At 26.0% G+C, this 17,599-nt stretch carries 18 protein-coding genes and 1 tRNA gene; 9 read left to right on the top strand and 10 right to left on the bottom strand.

All coding sequences use genetic code 11. The features are described 5' to 3' along the window. Positions 1 to 495 carry a tetratricopeptide repeat protein gene (locus KO488_RS04295; RefSeq protein WP_216057562.1) on the bottom strand — a complete coding sequence of 165 codons (495 nt, stop codon included), beginning with the start codon at positions 493 to 495 and terminating at the stop codon, positions 1 to 3. A gap of 329 nt (positions 496 to 824) precedes the next feature. Continuing rightward, positions 825 to 2,684, bottom strand: a complete 1,860-nt coding sequence (uvrC, locus tag KO488_RS04290) for an excinuclease ABC subunit UvrC (RefSeq protein ID WP_216057561.1) — start codon at positions 2,682 to 2,684, stop codon at positions 825 to 827. 171 nt (positions 2,685 to 2,855) lie between these two features. Between uvrC and KO488_RS04285 the strand changes: the two genes are divergently transcribed. Both KO488_RS04285 and KO488_RS04280 read left to right on the top strand, forming a co-directional pair. Then, complete coding sequence (locus tag KO488_RS04285) at positions 2,856 to 4,595, top strand: diguanylate cyclase (protein WP_216057560.1); 1,740 nt, start codon at positions 2,856 to 2,858, stop codon at positions 4,593 to 4,595. Positions 4,596 to 4,664: 69 nt separating this feature from the next. Continuing rightward, positions 4,665 to 5,372 (top strand): SOS response-associated peptidase, encoded by a 708-nt coding sequence (locus KO488_RS04280; RefSeq protein WP_216057559.1) that lies wholly within the window; start codon positions 4,665 to 4,667, stop codon positions 5,370 to 5,372. Here the strand turns inward: KO488_RS04280 and KO488_RS04275 are convergent. The 4 genes from KO488_RS04275 to KO488_RS04260 form a co-directional block, all read right to left on the bottom strand. Then, on the bottom strand, positions 5,358 to 6,119 hold the full coding sequence (locus tag KO488_RS04275) for a phosphotransferase (protein WP_216057558.1): 762 nt from the start codon (positions 6,117 to 6,119) through the stop codon (positions 5,358 to 5,360). The two genes, KO488_RS04280 and KO488_RS04275, sit on opposite strands and share 15 nt — an antisense overlap. Positions 6,120 to 6,132: 13 nt before the next feature. After that, the gene (locus tag KO488_RS04270) at positions 6,133 to 6,615 is read right to left on the bottom strand and encodes a glutathione peroxidase (protein WP_216057614.1); all 483 of its coding nucleotides are present in this window, start codon (positions 6,613 to 6,615) and stop codon (positions 6,133 to 6,135) included. A 192-nt stretch (positions 6,616 to 6,807) separates the two neighbouring features. Continuing rightward, positions 6,808 to 6,884, bottom strand: a tRNA-Pro gene (locus tag KO488_RS04265). Positions 6,885 to 6,955: 71 nt separating this feature from the next. Beyond that, a complete protein-coding gene (locus tag KO488_RS04260; RefSeq protein ID WP_216057557.1) occupies positions 6,956 to 7,426 on the bottom strand; it encodes a hypothetical protein in 471 nt (156 codons plus the stop codon). A gap of 205 nt (positions 7,427 to 7,631) precedes the next feature. Here KO488_RS04260 and KO488_RS04255 point away from each other — a divergent pair, with 205 nt between their 5' ends. Then, positions 7,632 to 9,644, top strand: a complete 2,013-nt coding sequence (locus KO488_RS04255) for a TonB-dependent receptor domain-containing protein (RefSeq protein WP_216057556.1) — start codon at positions 7,632 to 7,634, stop codon at positions 9,642 to 9,644. 35 nt (positions 9,645 to 9,679) lie between these two features. On the opposite strand, the gene KO488_RS04250 is transcribed toward KO488_RS04255, so the two are convergent. Together KO488_RS04250 and KO488_RS04245 are read right to left on the bottom strand one after the other, a co-directional pair. Continuing rightward, on the bottom strand, positions 9,680 to 10,180 hold the full coding sequence (locus KO488_RS04250; protein WP_216057555.1) for a SprT-like domain-containing protein: 501 nt from the start codon (positions 10,178 to 10,180) through the stop codon (positions 9,680 to 9,682). A gap of 3 nt (positions 10,181 to 10,183) precedes the next feature. Next, entirely contained in the window at positions 10,184 to 10,654 is a 471-nt protein-coding gene (locus KO488_RS04245) for a J domain-containing protein (protein WP_216057554.1), read from the bottom strand. A gap of 195 nt (positions 10,655 to 10,849) precedes the next feature. Here KO488_RS04245 and KO488_RS04240 point away from each other — a divergent pair, with 195 nt between their 5' ends. Further along, a complete protein-coding gene (locus tag KO488_RS04240) occupies positions 10,850 to 12,541 on the top strand; it encodes an L-lactate permease (protein ID WP_216057553.1) in 1,692 nt (563 codons plus the stop codon). 44 nt (positions 12,542 to 12,585) lie between these two features. Here the strand turns inward: KO488_RS04240 and KO488_RS04235 are convergent, their stop codons facing one another. After that, positions 12,586 to 13,209 (bottom strand): DsbA family protein, encoded by a 624-nt coding sequence (locus KO488_RS04235; protein ID WP_216057552.1) that lies wholly within the window; start codon positions 13,207 to 13,209, stop codon positions 12,586 to 12,588. Between the two features lie 126 nt (positions 13,210 to 13,335). Here KO488_RS04235 and KO488_RS04230 point away from each other — a divergent pair, with 126 nt between their 5' ends. From KO488_RS04230 to KO488_RS04210, 5 genes are read left to right on the top strand one after another with little or no spacing between them, the layout of a single operon-like run. After that, positions 13,336 to 13,602, top strand: a complete 267-nt coding sequence (locus tag KO488_RS04230; RefSeq protein ID WP_216057551.1) for a DnaJ domain-containing protein — start codon at positions 13,336 to 13,338, stop codon at positions 13,600 to 13,602. Between the two features lie 6 nt (positions 13,603 to 13,608). Further along, positions 13,609 to 15,075, top strand: coding sequence for a DUF4139 domain-containing protein (locus KO488_RS04225; RefSeq protein WP_216057550.1), 1,467 nt, complete (start codon positions 13,609 to 13,611; stop codon positions 15,073 to 15,075). 12 nt (positions 15,076 to 15,087) lie between these two features. Continuing rightward, positions 15,088 to 15,945, top strand: a complete 858-nt coding sequence (locus KO488_RS04220; protein ID WP_216057549.1) for an ADP-ribosylglycohydrolase family protein — start codon at positions 15,088 to 15,090, stop codon at positions 15,943 to 15,945. Positions 15,946 to 15,957: 12 nt separating this feature from the next. Beyond that, positions 15,958 to 16,431 carry a phosphate-starvation-inducible PsiE family protein gene (locus KO488_RS04215; RefSeq protein WP_216057548.1) on the top strand — a complete coding sequence of 158 codons (474 nt, stop codon included), beginning with the start codon at positions 15,958 to 15,960 and terminating at the stop codon, positions 16,429 to 16,431. Beyond that, positions 16,428 to 17,276, top strand: coding sequence for a radical SAM protein (locus KO488_RS04210; protein WP_216057547.1), 849 nt, complete (start codon positions 16,428 to 16,430; stop codon positions 17,274 to 17,276). Before KO488_RS04215 ends, KO488_RS04210 begins: the two co-directional genes overlap by 4 nt. Before the next feature lie 19 nt (positions 17,277 to 17,295). Here the strand turns inward: KO488_RS04210 and KO488_RS04205 are convergent, their stop codons facing one another. Then, entirely contained in the window at positions 17,296 to 17,541 is a 246-nt protein-coding gene (locus KO488_RS04205) for a hypothetical protein (RefSeq protein WP_216057546.1), read from the bottom strand. Positions 17,542 to 17,599: the final 58 nt, after the last annotated feature.

Here is a 17,599-nt window from a genome sequence, read left to right as displayed (position 1 = left end):
TTATTTTACGGGCTTATTATAATCTCCTATATTCCAACCTTTATCTTCTTTATATTTCCCTAAATTGTAATCTTTCCAAACCTTTTTACATACTTTATTTCCCTGTTTATATTCACTTTTAGCAAAAACATGTGCTCTTCCGAAGTTTGGAAAAACACCTTTTCCACTTGCATACATATATGCAATATAACAGTTTGCTGTATATTCTTTTTGTTTTGAGGCTTCTTTAAAATAATATAAAGCTTTTTCATAATCTTTTTCAACTGCTAGACCAATCAAAAAGAATCTACCAATCAAGATTTGTGATTTTGCATGATTTTCATTTACATTATCTACTAAAAGATTATATGCTTTTTTTATATCATACTCTTTATTTTTTTTTGATGAGTATTTTTTAGCAAGTTCATATCTTATATCTAAAGTATTTAATGTATCAGAACTTAGATTAGTAATAAAAGTTGAAATAAGAATAAATTTTAGAATAGTTTTTTTCATTATTATCTAGTCCTTATAGAGATAAAAGTTTTTCACATGGCTTTTTCACATTTTCTTTTAGAGCCCATAAAATAGAAGTTTGTATAAATAAATTATTATATAAATTATATATATTAATAAGATAGAAAAAGAAATTATTTATTATATAAATTGTCTTACAATACCTATTTATAGGGATTCTTATTGTTTTTATTGAAGTTAGGAAAATGTAAGTTTTTTTACTTAGTTCAATATAAAACTCAGTTTTATATAAGATGTTATTTATTTGATGAATAAAATTTAAAACTATGTGAAAAGTATGTGAATAACTTTTTGTAATTATCAAATTTCTATTCATTTTGATTTTTTTCACCTTTAAAATAATCAATAATAACAAGAGCATCTTTTTTATTTAGCACTTCAGTTAACTCTTGTTCTGTAGCACTTTTGATTTTTTCAAATTCACCAAAATATAAAAGAAGTTTTTTCACTTTAGCTTCTCCAATTCCTTTGATTTGAAGTAGTGAAATTTGCTTATCTTCTTTTCGTTTTTGTTTCTTATGAAAGTTTATTACAAATCTATGAGCTTCATCTCTTTGTCTTTGTACAAATTGTAATCTTTGATCACTAGTTTCTAATTTTAAAGCTCGATACTCACCTTTATCATCTTTATAGTGAACTATATCTTTAGCAGCACCCTTAGCTCTATGTGCTTTTGCATCTACTTTTTCTTTTGCAATCGCAATAACATCAAGATTTACTCCAGTTGAATTTACAATATCATAGGCTAATTTTAAAAGAGTTGACCCACCATCAAGTATCCAAAGATCAGGAGCTGGATTCTTTTCAAAGCTATCAACTCTTCGCATTAGCATTTCTCTCATTTGTGAGTATTCATCTTTTGATTCAAGATTATAATGTCTAAAGTCCTTTTTATCAAAGGCATTTAGCTCTTCATTCCATACAACCATAGCTCCAACAGTTGCTTGTCCCATCATATGAGAGTTATCATAAGACTCAATTCTTGATGGAGTTGTTTGTAATGAAAAAAGTTTTTGAAGCTCTGTATATATAGTACTTTGATTTTTTGATGAGTCAATTCTAAGAAGTTCATCACAGTTATTTAAAGCTATTTGAACTAAGTCTTTTTTCTTATCTTTCTTAGGATTTATAAGTTTGATTTTTTTAGAGAATTTATTATATAAAAACTCTTCAATATCTTCTTTCTCTTCTATTTCTATCCCTGTTAAGACTTCTTTTGGTAATACAGGAATTTCATTATCATAGTAGTTTATAATAGCTCTTTGATATGCTTCATTTAAATCTATATTTAATTCTTCATCTAAGAAATTGATTTTTATAAAATCATAAGAAGAAGAAGTTAGTTTTCCATCACGTATAAACATTCTTACAACAACAGCTTTTTTATTTGAAGCTTTTATTGCAAAAACATCTAGATTTTCGTTTGTTGCTAAATCCATTCCTGATTTTATTTGAGATTTCTCAATAGTTTTTATTCTATCTCTTAACTTCATAGCTTCTTCGAATCTAAAATCTTCAGAGTATTCCATCATCTTTTCATTTAATTTTGAAATTAGTTTTGATTTATTATAAATATAATCAATAGCCGTATCTACAATCTTTGAATATTCTACTGTTGAAATTTTATCCTCACATGGAGCATGACATCTTTTTATTTGATGAAATAGACAAGCTTCTTTTCCTTTAATACAGGATTTTTTTTGAACAAGTGGAACTATTTCATAAATACTATCAAGCATATCTCTTGCACCTGTAGAGTAGGGACCAAAGTATTTTATATTTTTATTCTTATAAACCTTTCTTGTGATTTCAAGTCTAGGAAATAACTCTGCGTAATCTATATAAATATATGGATAGGTTTTATCATCACGAAGTAAAATATTATATTTTGGTTTTAGTTGTTTAATAAGAGAATTTTCTAAAATCAAAGCATCATGTTCATTTGGAACCACAATCCATTCAATCCAAGTTGTTTGACTAATCATCCTATAAATTCTAGGACCTAGTTTATCAGAAGGAAGTAGTTTTGGAGTAAATTTAAAATAAGATTTAACTCTATTTTTTAATACCTTAGCTTTTCCAATATATAATAATCTTCCATCTTTATCAAAGTATTGATAAACGCCAGCATCGTTTGGTAATTGTTTTAATTTCTCTTCTAATTGCATTGTGGAATGATATCTAAATTAAGCTTTTTACTTGTGAAGATGTAAGAAAAGATACTGTTGTAAGTTTTTTGTTTATTTCTCTTGATATTTTATTATATTTAATGAGTAGTTATATTAAAAAATAATAAAATATTATAATACTTAATTATCAAGTTTTAAGGAAAAAATTTTATGAATAAAATCTCAATTAAATTTACTGTCGTTTCCCTTTTTCTTTTTTTATCTGCATTGATAATTTTATCTATGTTTTATATACAATATAGCTTTGGTAAAGAGCTTCTTCAACGTTCAATTAATAATCAAATGAATCTTTTAATCTCAAAAGTAGAAGATAGTATAAATAATATGAATAAAGTAAATTCAAATAATACAATCAATATTAGTAATTTTTTACAAGAAAAATCATTTGATGAAATTCTTGCTAATCAACAACTTTACCTTACAATATTTTCTGATATTCTTATCAATAATAAGAATATGTATGCTGCTTATGTTGGTTTTGAGGATGATAGCTTTTTTGAAATTATCAATTTAAATATTGATAATAATCTTCGTAAAGAATATAATGCGAAACTCTCTGATAGATGGTTACTCATAGTAATTCAAAAAGGGAAGGGAACGATAACGCTTCTGGATAAAAATTTACAAAAAACATCATCCTCAGAATCAAAAAACAGTTATTTATCTACTACTAGACCTTGGTATAAAAAAGCTATAGTTGATAAAAATGTAATTAAAACTAAGCCATATGAATTCTCAAATATTGATTCAAAGGGAGTAACATATGGTAAAAAAATCCCAAATACGCAGAATGTATTTGCATTAGATCTGCTTATTAGTAATCTTAATACTATTTTAAAACAAAATGGAGGTGATGCGTTAACAAATTCTTACCTAATAGATGAAAAAGGATATGTTATAGCAAGTTCTTCAGGAATTACAAATAATATTGTTATCAAGAAAATTAAAACTTTGTTTATTAAAGATATTACAAAAAAACATCTGTTGGAAGAAATTGAAATAGATAATAAAGAATATATTTATTCTATTGTTCCTATAAATGAAGATTTCCTTTATAGTTATAGTGAAGTTGATGCGATTACACAACCTTATAATGAAAAAATAAAAACTATGATTTTTGTTATGCTGGTTCTGATGTTGTTAATTATACCTATCATATTCTATTTCTCTTCTATTATAGTAAAACCTATTTCTTTACTTATGGAAGAGAGTAAAAAAGTAAAAAATAGAGATTTTTCCAAGGTAAAGAAGATAAAGAGTAAAGTTTTAGAGATTGATCAACTATCTACTTCCCTTACTGATATGTCAGAATCTATATCTGAATATCAAACAGACTTAGAACAAAAAGTAGAAGATAGAACAATCCAACTTAGAGAGAAAAATAAACAATTAAAACAACTCTCAATTACAGATAAATTAACAGGACTTTATAATCGTATTAAATTAGATACTGCATTAGATTATGCAGTGGAACAATTTAATCGCTATAATACAATATTCGGAGTTATAATTGTTGATATTGACTTTTTCAAAAGTGTAAATGATACATATGGACATCAAGTAGGAGATACAATTTTAGTTGAATTCTCATCACTTATGAAGAAATATATTAGAAAAACAGACTTTATTGGAAGATGGGGTGGAGAAGAATTTATGATTGTTTGTTCAGAAACAAGTTTAGAAAATATGCTTGTCTTAGCAAATAAACTTCGAGAAAAAATAGAAACTTATAATTTCTCAATTGTGAAGCATAAAACTGCAAGTTTTGGAGTATCCATTTATAAAAAAGGGGAAACTTTAGATAGTATGATAGCTAGAGCAGATCAAGCACTTTATGTAGCCAAGGATCGTGGACGTAATAAAGTTGAAACAATAGAAGAATCAATTTAAAGGTAAAGAAATGGTAAAGTCGAATCTCATTTTTATAGGTTTTTATTTTTTATATATGGATTTTAATTTATGCCAGGACGATTAAGTATATACAAAGACAAAGCATTCAAAGACGATGCAATAGAATTAATCAAAAATGATATGATTGGAGAATTAAACCCTAGATATAATATTCCCCCTACAACTCCAATTCCTGCACTTTTAAACAATGGTAACTATTTATATGCGCACTTTGGTTACTTGCCTTCTTGGGCTAGTTCAAAGACTTCTATGAATATAAATGCACGTAGTGAAAGTATTTATGAAAAGAAAACTTTTAGAGAGTCATTTAAATACAGACGCTGTATCATTCCTATAAATGGTTTTTATGAGTGGGAAAAAGATGATAAAGAAAAAATACCGTATCTTGTAAGTGATTTAAAAAATAACTATTTAGCACTTGCTGGTATTTGGGATGAGTATTTTGATGAGCAGTTAAATATGAAGATTGTTACAATTGCATTAATAACTTGTGATGCAAATGAAAAACTAGGGGAAATACATCATCGCATGCCTATAGTCTTAGAAAAGAAAGATTTTACTACTTGGTTAAAAAGTGAAGATATAAAAGAAGTAAATAGTTTATTTAAAATATATCCAAATGAAAAGATAGATATTTATGAAGTTACGAATGAAGTAAATAAAGTTTTATTTGATGAGGTGATTTGTATTAAAAAAGTTGAAGAAAAGAAAGTAAAAGAGGGGTTAAAAGAAGTAGGGCAACTAACTTTGTTTTAAGGCTTTAAACCACAAACTCCAAAGGTTTTTATATACTATTTTATAGGAAGCAAGTTTTTTAATATCTTTGTTTTTAACTTTTTTTAAATACTTTTTTAAAAGTATTTTTTCTTCATTTTTATCTAATTTAAATTCAAAGCAAATATTTGCAATATCAAAAAATCTATCATTTACACATGCAAATTCCCAATCAATAAACTTTACTATGTTTTTATTAAACAAAATATTGTTCTGATTTAAATCATGATGACATAAAACTTTTTCAAACTTATATTTTTTTATTTTTTTTAATTCTTTTACAGATGCTTTAATAATCTGTTTTGATTTCTTATCTTTTAGTATTTTTTTATAGTTTTTAAAATCATCTTCTATCTTATATGGAGTATCTTTTATTTTTATTTTATGAAGTTTTTTAAGACTTTTTACTAAATCTTTTATATCTTTTTTCTTTAATTTTTCTTTATGATGACCTTGTAAAAAATCACAAATCATCAAAGAATTTTTTTCATCATGAACATAAACTTTTGCAGCTATATTTTTTTCAAATGCTTTATTTTGGATTCTAATTTCATTTTTTCTTGATTGCTCATTTGTATGAGCATATTTAAAAACTCTTAGAATATAGTTTTTTTCAGGAGTTTGTATTTTATATAAAATATTACAAACTCCTTGATTTTCAAGTTTTTCAAGTTTTAGTTTTTTAGTTTTTTTTAATAAATTGTATTTTTTTAGTTCGTCTATTTGCATCTATATTATTAATCTACTTGCTTAAAAGTTTTTTTATATCATCTTCTATATCTTCAGGTTTTGTAGTTGAACCAAATCTATCAATAACTTTTCCATCTTTATCAACTAAAAATTTTGTAAAATTCCATTTAATACTTTCAGTTCCTAAAATTCCAGAAGCTTCTTTTTTTAAATATGTATACAATGGAATTTCATTTTCTCCATTTACATCAACTTTTGCAAACATATCAAACTCAACTCCATATGTTAAACGACAAAATTCTTGAATTTCTTTATTCGAACCTGGTTCTTGATTTGAAAATTGATTTGAAGGGAAACCTAAAACCATGAAATCTTCATCTTTATACTTTTTATATAAGTTTTCTAATCCTTCATATTGACCAGTAAAGCCACATTTACTTGCTACATTTACAATTAGTAAAACTTTATTTTTGTATTTTGACATTGAAATTTCATTGTCTTTTATATCTTTTACATTATAGTCATAAATTGACATTTTATTTTCCTTTGCTATTAAAATTGAAAATGAAAGAATAAATATTAAAAAAATTCTTTGAATCATATTAAATTCCTTTTTTTAGTATTTTAGCCTAAATTATTGTTAATTTGTATAGTTTGTGTAATAGTTTGATAGATTAGTATTGTTTATATTTAGTAAAAAAGTAGTTTCTAAAAAAGTTAGTTTAAATGGTCGGAGTGAAAGGACTCGAACCTTCGACCCCCTGGTCCCAAACCAGGTGCGCTACCAGGCTGCGCTACACTCCGACGATTAATAGGACGGAATTGTAGTATTATTTTTACTTTTTGTCAAGGGTATTTATAAAATTTCTTTAAATTTATTTATTTTTTATTATTTTTATTGAGTTTACATCTTCAATCAAAGACTCTAATTCTCCATCTTTCATCTCAAAATAACCTTTACTTTTTATTCTATTTCTAGAGTTATAAATAAATTTAAAATTTTTATCAAATTTTACATCAATAAACTTATCTTTTTTTACTTCTATTCTCTCATCTTCTGTATTGTTTGAAAAAGCTTTATTTAGTATATAAACTATTGCATAGTTATCTTTTTTGTATTTTGTATTTTCATCATCTTTTTTACCTTTATAATCTTCATTATAAAATACAAACTTATCTTTTCCTAATAAAAACCGTGCAATTTTATTTGTTACACTTGCTTCTAGATAATTGTCTTTTAGTGTATCAAAGTTTTCAATATTTCCAAGTGTTAAACCTTGGTATTTTATAGTATAACTTGCAAATACAAAGTTAGTAAATATGAGTAGTATTAATAAAAATTTCATTTTGTTCCTTTAAAAAAGTAATAGTATATCTAAAAAGTAGAATCATTGTGAAAAATCAAAGTAAGAGATGAATTAATACTTTTTACTTTTAAGTATTTATATTATAAAAACTTATATGCAACTAAGTTGCATTTAATAATTAAAACTATATTATTTCACAAATTATACGACTAGGTTGCATCTAGATTGTAAATAAAGGAAATAAATGAAATACATTGGTTTATCAATAATATTACCATGCTATTTAGTAGCACAAAGTGCAATAGTATTAGATGAAATAAGAATTGAAGAACAAAGTCAAAGACAAACAAATTCTGTTTCAATTGATTTAGAAAAAGAAGAACAAAATCAAGCAAATTCAGTTTTTGATCTTTTTAAAAAAGAAGCATCAGTAGAACTTGGTGGAGGTGGTTCTTCAAATGCAAAAAGAGTTTATGTAAGAGGAATTGAAAGTTCAACTTTAAATATAAGTCTTGATGGTGCTACGCAAGGAACAAATATTTTTCAACATAGAGGTAATGAATTAGGAATAAATCCTGATATATTAAAAGTTGTAAAAGTAAAAACTTCTCCTGATGTATCAAAAGGCGGTTCACTTGGTGGTTCTGTTGAGATGACGACTAAAGATGCACAAGATTTTGTAAAAAATGGAAAAAATGTTGGTGGTATTGTAAAGGCTGGGTATAGTACAAATACTAATTCAAAAAGTGGAAGTTTAACTGCTTATGGTGTTTATGATAAACATTATGGGATTTTAGCATCAGTTTCAGGTGTAAATAGTGATAATTATGAAGATGGAAATAATGATGAAATGTTAGCAACTGCGTACAAAGATAGAAACTATCTTTTAAAATTGACTCTTAATGATCTTAATAATCATGATTTAAAACTATCTTTTAATCAAAACTCAAATAGTGGAGATATGCAATGGGGTAAAACAGGAAGTGATAAAGGACTAAATGTAGACCCAACATTATTAGAAAACGTACTATCAACAACTACAAATTATACCCTTCAACATAACTATAGTAATGGAAATTTACTTAATCTTGATACAAATATGTACTTTACTAATATAGAAGTGGATAGAGAAAAATACGATTATCAATATGATAATGATACAGTAGGCGTAAAACTACAAAACCACTTTTATTTAGATACTGAGTCTATAAAAAATAAAATCTCTTTAGGTGTACAAGTAGAAGATGAGGAATCAACTTCAAATGCATCTGTTACAAGTATTGCTGCTACTCCATCACATTATGCTCCAATTAGTTCAAATAACAAAGCAGTATTTATTCAAAACAAAACAACTATAAATAATCTTGATATTAATTATGGAGTACGATTTGATAAGTATGAATTTGAAACAGGTTTAGGAGAAGTAAGTGATACTACAACTTCTCCAAATTTTGGACTTGATTATAAAATAAATGAAAACTCAAATGTATATGCAAACTATGGACAATCATCAAGAATGAGTGGAACAATTCCTTTTACATGGGCAATGAATATTAGAGATGATACTACATACTCAAAAGATTTAGAAGCTGAAAAATCAACTAGATATGAAATTGGATATGAACTAAGAGGTGAGGAACTTTTTACTAATACTGATGGTTTTATTTTTAATGCAAATATCTTTAGAACAGAAGTTAATGATTTAATAACTTCATACTCAGGTCTTACAAACGCAAGTGGTAAATTTAGTTATTCAGGTGAAGCAGGATTAGCATTAACTGATATTTATAATTCTGATTATGAATATGTTTTAAAAGGTTTTGAGATAAAAGGGTCATATTTTATAGATAACTATTTTGCATCACTTTCTTTTTCTCAAGTTGATACAAATGTTTATGATGAAAAAGATGCTGGACAATCTGGTGAACCATTGGCAATAAGAAGAGTTGGTGGATGGGATAGTAAAAAAGTTGTATTAAATCTTGGAGCAGAACTTTTAGATGGATTGAGTATGGATTATACTTTAACAGCTGTTGCAGGTATTGATAATGCTGATCAAGTTACAAGAGGTGGATATACAACACATGATATTAGTACAAAATATCAAGTAGGTAAAAAATGGACATATTATGCAGCTGTGACTAACTTAACAAATAAATATTATGCTCCTCATACAACATTATCAGGTTCTAGTGATGATGATTATAGAAGAGATATAGGTAGAGATTTTAAATTTAGTGTAAAATATGAATTTTAAAAGAGATTATCTCTTTTAAAATTCTTTAATATTTTTTACTTAAATAGATTTGTTTTTTCAATCAAAATATCTTGATGATTAACAAATCTATCACATCTTAATCCATTAAGTTTTTTGCAAATATTTTGCCATTTTTTTGAATGACCTTTATTTTCATCAGAAAAATCTCTTATTTCAAACATAATTGCATGTGCATATTCGTGAGGCATTACATCATTTATCATATAATCTTCATTTTCTTTGAATCTTTTTTTATTTAAATAAATTGTTATTTTAGAATCTTTTGAAAAAACTGCCATTCCAAATCTACTAGAAGGTAATTCATCTGAGACTATAATAGGAAAAACTCTTTTAATTTTAAAATATTTTGATGTTAAGTATTGTAATTCTTGATGCTTTTTATATATTTTTACTTGTATGTTTTTTGATAGAGGATTTGAAGCAAAAGAGTAATCGTCATACCAAAGGTATGAAAGTAAAATAGAAGCAAAAATAACAACTACTAAGAAAAAATTTCTAAGCTGTTGAATAAACATTAGTTATTCAACAGTACTCATTAAAACATCTTTATAATGATTTAAATCTTTCATCATAGTGTCATCATGGTCGTTTATATCTGGATGATATTTTCTAGCTAATTCTTTGTATCTTTTTTTAATCTCTTCTTTTGTTGGGCTTCCTGTTAATCCAAAGAACTCTTTAGCTTTTTGAACTTCATCCACTCTTGGAGCATTTGAAAAACCATTGAAATTTGAGTTATTAAAATTTGCATTGTTAAAGTTAGCAAAGTCATTTGGGTTAAAATTTGCACCTTGTTTAAATTGAAAATTAAAACCACTTGTTTTCATCTTCTTTTTTAGATTATAAATAAACATAAATCCAAGTATTAATAACACTCCTATGATCATTAGGAAAGTTCCAAAGTTTGTAAAAATTAAGTATAAAATAAAAAATAAAATTGCTACACGAATAATTCTGTTAAAAATATATATAATTGTATAATTTGGCATATAAAATAAGTCCTTTAAAAAAATAGTAAGTATTATAGTATTGTTTACTCTAGAATTAAATTAAACATGTCTATGTTACAAAAGTAATCATTTGAAATGTAAATAAATGCTATTTTAATGCTATTTAGTTTTTATCATAAAAATATCATATCTTAGGATTATTCTTCGCTTTGAAATAAAATCAAGGAGAATCTAATGGATATAGGTTTACAAGCTTTTTTTGCTTCATTACCAATTATATTAGCAGGTATATTACTAGTAGGACTTCGAGTTTCTGCAAAAAAGGCAATGCCTTTAGTTTACATTGCTACAGTAGCTGTTGCTTTTGTAGTATGGGAAGTTTCTTTTAATAGAGTATTGGCTTCATCAATACAAGGTCTACTTATTACAGTTGCAGTTCTGTGGATTATATTTGGAGCAATTTTGCTTTTAAATACATTAAAACATTCAGGTGCAATTGCAGTAATTAGACAAGGATTTAATAATATTAGTGCAGATAGAAGAGTACAAGTAATTATTATTGCTTGGTTATTTGGTTCATTTATAGAAGGTGCTTCAGGATTTGGAACACCAGCAGCAATTGCAGCTCCTTTACTTGTAGCTATTGGTTTTCCTGCAATGGCAGCTGTTATGGTTGGTATGATGATTCAAAGTACTCCTGTATCTTTTGGTGCAGTTGGTACTCCTATTTTAATAGGCGTTAATAAAGGTTTAGATTCAGATGGAATTGGAGCAACTTTACAAACTATGGGTTCTTCTTGGGATGCTTACTTACAAATTATTACATCCCAAGTTGCAATTACTCATGCTATTGTTGGTACTTTTATTCCTTTATTTATGGTTGTAATGTTAACAAGATTCTTTGGTGAAAATAAATCATGGAGTGAAGGTTTATCAATTTTACCATTTGCAGTTTTTGCAGGTATTGCTTTTACAATTCCTTATGCCTTAACAGGTGTTTATTTAGGTGCAGAATTTCCATCATTAATTGGTGCACTTGTAGGTCTTCCTATTGTAACTTTTGCTGCAAAAAAAGGTTTCTTAATTCCTAAAAATACTTGGGATTTTGCTCCAAAAGAAAAATGGCCAGTTTCATGGGTTTCAAAATTTGAGTTTAAATTAGAAGATATGAGTGCTAAAATACCAATGTCTTTAACAAAAGCTTGGATTCCTTATGTATTAGTTGCAGCTATTTTAGTATTAACAAGAGTATCTGCTGAAGCAAAAGCTTTTGTTAATTCTTTTGTTATTCCATTTAAAGATATTTTAGGTGAAGGTTTAGGTTATTCTATTTCTCCATTATATTTACCAGGTGGAATATTAGTATTTGTTGTTTTAATTACTTATTTCTTACATGGTATGAAATTAAAAGAAATTGGTGCAGCTGTTGGTGAATCTTCAAAAGTAATGCTTGGAGCTGGTTTTGTATTGATTTTTACTATTCCACTAGTTAGAATTTTAATTAACTCAGGAGTTAATGAATCAGGATTTGACTCAATGCCAGTAGCCATGGCAAATTTTGTTGCAAGTTCTGTTGGTGATATATATCCATTATTTGCACCACTAATTGGAGCATTGGGTGCTTTTATTGCAGGAAGTAATACAGTTTCAAATATGATGTTATCTCAGTATCAGTTTGGTGTAGCTGATGCTTTAGGTGTTTCAACTGCTTTTATGGTAGCTCTTCAAGCAGTTGGAGCAGCAGCTGGTAATATGATTGCAATTCATAATGTTGTTGCAGCCTCTGCTACTGTTGGATTACTTGATCAAGAGGGTGAAACTTTAAGAAGAACAATAATCCCAACTATTTATTATTGTTTACTTGCTGGAATTATAGGTTTAATTGGTATGTATGGAATAGGATTAATTGATCCATTAATGAAATAGTCAAGAATTAAAAGGAAAAGATATTTTATCTTTTCCTTTTCTTTTTAAAAATAAGTATTTTCAATCATATCTTCAATTTGAGCAAGCATATCTTTATGGTTTCCAAATTTTATATTTATTGGATAAGTCTCTTTCTTATATTTTAATACTAAAGATGGAAACCCTCTAACATGAAGAGAACGTCTGAAATTTAACTCATTATGTAAATCTTCTTCAATTTTTTGTGAATGTAAGTCTTTTTCAAATTTAACTTCATCCATTCCTATTTGTTTTGCAAGATGAACTAATGTTGAAGAATCACTTGGATTCATTGTTTTTAGATAATAAGCTTCTTGAATAGCTTCAATCATTGCATCTTCTTTATTTTCATAACGTGCAAGCATTGTAGCTTGGCATGAAAGATAAGTTGATCGTCTTGGTTTACATTTCTTCCAAAAATCATGATTGAATTTTGTTCCAACTTTTTCTTCTATTTCATGCCAAATATTACTAATCATTTTTTGTTGTTCTTGTGGCATATCTTCATTTGAATGCTTAGCAAGACCTCCAATAACGTGAACTAATTTGATATTATCTTTTAAATTTTTTCTAAGCTCATCAAGTGTAGGTTTAAAAGCATAACACCAAGAACACATAGGGTCATGTACATGATAAAGTGTATAAATCATTAAAATTCCTTAATATAAATGTTAAATTTTATTTTACAATAATTGCACAATAATAACATACTATATTCGTTTAAATAAAATATAGTAGAATGTTATTCATAAAAATATCATAATAGGAAATATTATATGGATTATGAAGAATTTGAAAAAGCTGTTGATACCTTAGGGATATTATCTCGTTTATCAAAAAAAGATGTAAAAGAAAAGTATTTAAAACTATCAAAAAGATACCATCCTGATATGCCAGAAGGTAGTGCTGAAAAGTTTTTAGAAGTAAAAGAAGCCTATGACTTATTATGTAAATATATGGATTCTTATTGTTTTTCATTTGATAAAGAAGAGTTTATTAAACAGTTTCCATCATTTACAAATTACAAAAATTGGAATAGGTAGAAGGTTATGAAAAAAATAAATAGTTTATTAATAGTATCGTTATTAAGTACAGGTGCATATGCAAATATTGATGTAAAAAGTTTAGATATTTATAAAAATAGAACTTTTATTAATCAATACTTAGATACTGAAAAAAACAGTGTAGATTTAATAGGAAAAGTTAACTTTGAAGATATAAGGTTTTTAAATACAGTAGATTGTAAAATAGATAATATATCTGTTATTTCAAATAATTATTCAAATGATGCCTTATCATCAAGAATAAAAGAATATAAACAAAATATAGCGTTTAAAACTAATGAAATAACAAGTATAAAAAATATAATACAAAATTTAAGTTCAATAAAGTTTGAAAAAGATGCAGTAAATTTAAAAAATATTAAAGAAGTATCTTCTTATACACAAAAAGAGATTGAAAGAAATCACAATTTAATCTATAAATTACAACTTGAATTAACAAAATATAATCAAGAATTAAATGAATTAACAAACAAAAAAAATTCAAATGTATACTCAAAGTTAAATTACAATGCCACTTGTAAAAATGGTTCAAATTTAACAGTTTCATATCCTACTTTTAATGTATCAAAAAGTAGTTTTTATGAAATAAATGCAAATTCAAAAGATAAAAATGTAGAGATAAAAAATAAATCTTTTATTACACAAAATTCAGGATATGATTTTAAAAATATTGATATAAATATGTATACATATAATTATTCAAATGCAGTAAATCCACAAATATTTAGAGCTAAATATTTAGATATCATAAAACCAAAAGTTGTTTCAAATACATATGCACAAGCAGATGCAATTGCTATGGAAATGGCACCAAAAAAAATGATGAAATCATCAGCAACAGCTCCAGCTTTTTCATATAATGAGACTACGACAAAAGCATTTTTTAAAGCTTCACACATTAATTTATTAAGTGGTGTTAAAAATGCAGTTATTTTCTCAAATGATAAGTATAAAGCAAATAATCAAATTGAAATTGATGGTTATTCAAGTTCAAATGCTTTCTATAAAGTTGATTTTAAAAGTGATAAATTATATAGTACTCAAAATACTAAGCTTTATCTAGATGGTACATATATAGGACGATCATATATAGGCGAGATTAGAAAAGATAAGGAAACTTCACTTTATTTAGGTATTGATAGTTTTATTGATGTTAAAAAAGATTTAATTAAAGATATGAAAGAAAAACCATTCTTTTCAATGTCTAAATTAAAAACTGAAAAATTATGGAAATACACAATCATAAATAATAGTAAAGAAGAAAAAAATATAACTTTAGTTGAAAGATTACCTATTAGTAAGCATGAAGATATAAAAGTAAAATTAATTTCAAAAGTTAAATATACAAAGAAAGAAGATAATGGAAAAATTAGCTATGATATTAAATTAAAACCAAATGAAAAATTTTCATTTGATTTTGGGTATACAATTGAAAAACCTTATAAAAAATAAAAGGATTTATATATGTTTGATGAAAAAAAAGTAAAAGAATTAATATTAACATCATTAGTTACAGATGCGTACTGTTTAGGTTCACATTGGGTTTATGATGAAAAACAATTAAAAGAAAATGATTTAAATTGGAATGAATTAAATAATCCTTTATCTGTATGGCATAAAGATAAAAGTGCAGGAGAATTTACTCATTATGGAGACCAAACATATTGGCTTTATGAATTTTTACAAAATAAAGAAACTTTTGAAGAAAATGAATATATAAAATTTTGGGAAGAAAGAATAAAATCATATGATGGATATATTGATGGAGCGACTAGAGAAACTTTAGAAAATATTAAAAATAATGTAACTCCAAGTGGTTCAAACTCAAGTGATTTATCTATAGTTGGAAGAATCGCACCTTTATTATTAGTTTCTAATTCTAAAAAAGAGTTTGTGGAAAATGTTGAAAAATTTGTAAAACTTACTCATAATTCAGAAGAAGCTGTAAATGCTGCGATATTTTTTGCTAAAGTATTATTAGAGTGCTTAGATGGAAAAGATGTAATAAGTGCAATTGAGAGTATAAAACAAGAATCAAATACTACAATACAAGCTTTTGTTCAAAAAGGGCTTGAAAGTAAAACAGATGATACTTTTGAAGCAATAAGAGAATTTGGACCCGCTTGTGATGTATCAGAAGGTTTCTCTGGAATTATTCACCTTTTAAGTAAGTATACAAACTTAAAAGATATGTTAATTTGTAATGCAAGAGCAGGTGGAGATTCAAGTGCTAGAGGTATGATTGCTGCTATTATTTTTATGGCAAATCAACCAAGTAGTCAAATACCACAAAGTTGGTTGGCAATTAAAAAAGTAATATAAAATAGAGATAATATGAAAAAAACAATATTAAACTTTTTTAATGATAAATTGTATATAGAAATATCAATAGCAAGTGCTCTTTTTATAATTGCACTTGCCACAAATATGCTTATGGATTTTATTATCTATATGCTATATTTTATTATCTTTTTAGAAATAGTTCGAGCTGTTGTAAACTATGTTAGAGAAGAGAGAGTTGCTTTATCATTACTTGTTGATGCTTTTATAATATTAGCTTTAAGAGAGTTTATTGTAAATGTGGTAAAAGTTAATAAGGAAAATTTATCAACTATAAATGAGCTATTTTCAAGTGCTGTAAATTTAAACTTATTCGTTTTAGCTGGAGTTATTATTTTTTTATTAGGGGTTAGATACTTGTCTGTGAAAACTTCACAAAAATACTTATTTGGAAAAAAAGAAGAAAAAGAAGTAGTTGAAGATGAAGTAATACATGAAAATATAGTAGATTTAACTACTACAAAATGATTGAATATAATCAACCTTTATATCGACCACCTGCTGAAGCAAATTCTGTAATTATACAAGCTACATTAGGCTGCAGTTTTAATAAATGCACCTTTTGTACAATGTATGAATCAAAAGAGTTTATAATAAGACCACTAAAAGATGTTTTTTTAGATATAGATAAAATGGCATCTTTTTATTCAGATGCTAATAAAATGTTTTTAGCAGATGGTGATGCTCTTGCTCTTGATACAAATCATTTAGTAAAGATTTTAGAATATGCTTATAGTAAATTTTCTAAACTAAGAAGAGTGTCTGTTTATGCTTCTGCTTTTAATTTACATGATAAGAGTTTAGAAGAGCTATATTTATTAAAAGAAAAAGGCTTAACTTTAATTTATTATGGAATTGAAAGTGGTTCTTTTGAAGTTTTAAAAAGAATACAAAAACCAATTTCAAACAAAAAAATGTGTGAAGGTCTAAATAAAGCTTATGATGCAGGTATGAAAATATCAGTAACCGTTATACTTGGAGTTGCTGGCAAAAAATACTCAAATCTTCATATAGAAGAAACTGCAAAAATCTTAAATCAAATAAAAATTACATATCTTTCAACTTTACAACTAATGCTAGAAGCTCATACAAAAGAAAGATTTATTAAAAACTTTGATGGGGAGTTTGAACTTTTAAGTACAAAAGAAATGCTTGAAGAGCAAAAGTATTTTTTAGAGCTTTTAAATCCTATAAATAAAGTGATATTTAGATCAAATCATGCTTCAAATTCTTTAGCACTAGCTGGAACATTACCAAAAGATAAAAATAGGTTAGTTGATGAGGTAAATTATGTAATAGAAAATTATCTATAAATAAGCATGTTATTAATGCTTATTTATTGTGATTTTTTTTAAGTTTAGCTTTTTTCTTAGCTTTCTTTTTCTTAGCTTCTTTTCTTTTTTCAAAAGCTTTTTTATCTTCTTTTTTAGCTTTTCTTTTTTTATTTAGTTTTGTGATTTTTGGTTTTCTAGGCTTTTTTACAACTTCCCATTCTTTTTTTTCAACAGCTGGAGTTGGGATGATTTCAGTTGATTCTTCTTGAATTTCATCTATTTGGATTTCTTCTTCTTGCGACATTATGTCTCCTATTGTAATAATTACGTGATTATACCTCTTTTTTATAATATTTTTAATA

The organism is Poseidonibacter lekithochrous, assembly GCF_018861145.1.
GTDB lineage: Bacteria > Campylobacterota > Campylobacteria > Campylobacterales > Arcobacteraceae > Poseidonibacter > Poseidonibacter lekithochrous_A.
The sequence above is the reverse complement of the archived record's forward strand: the minus strand, read 5'-3'. Positions and strand labels throughout refer to the sequence as shown.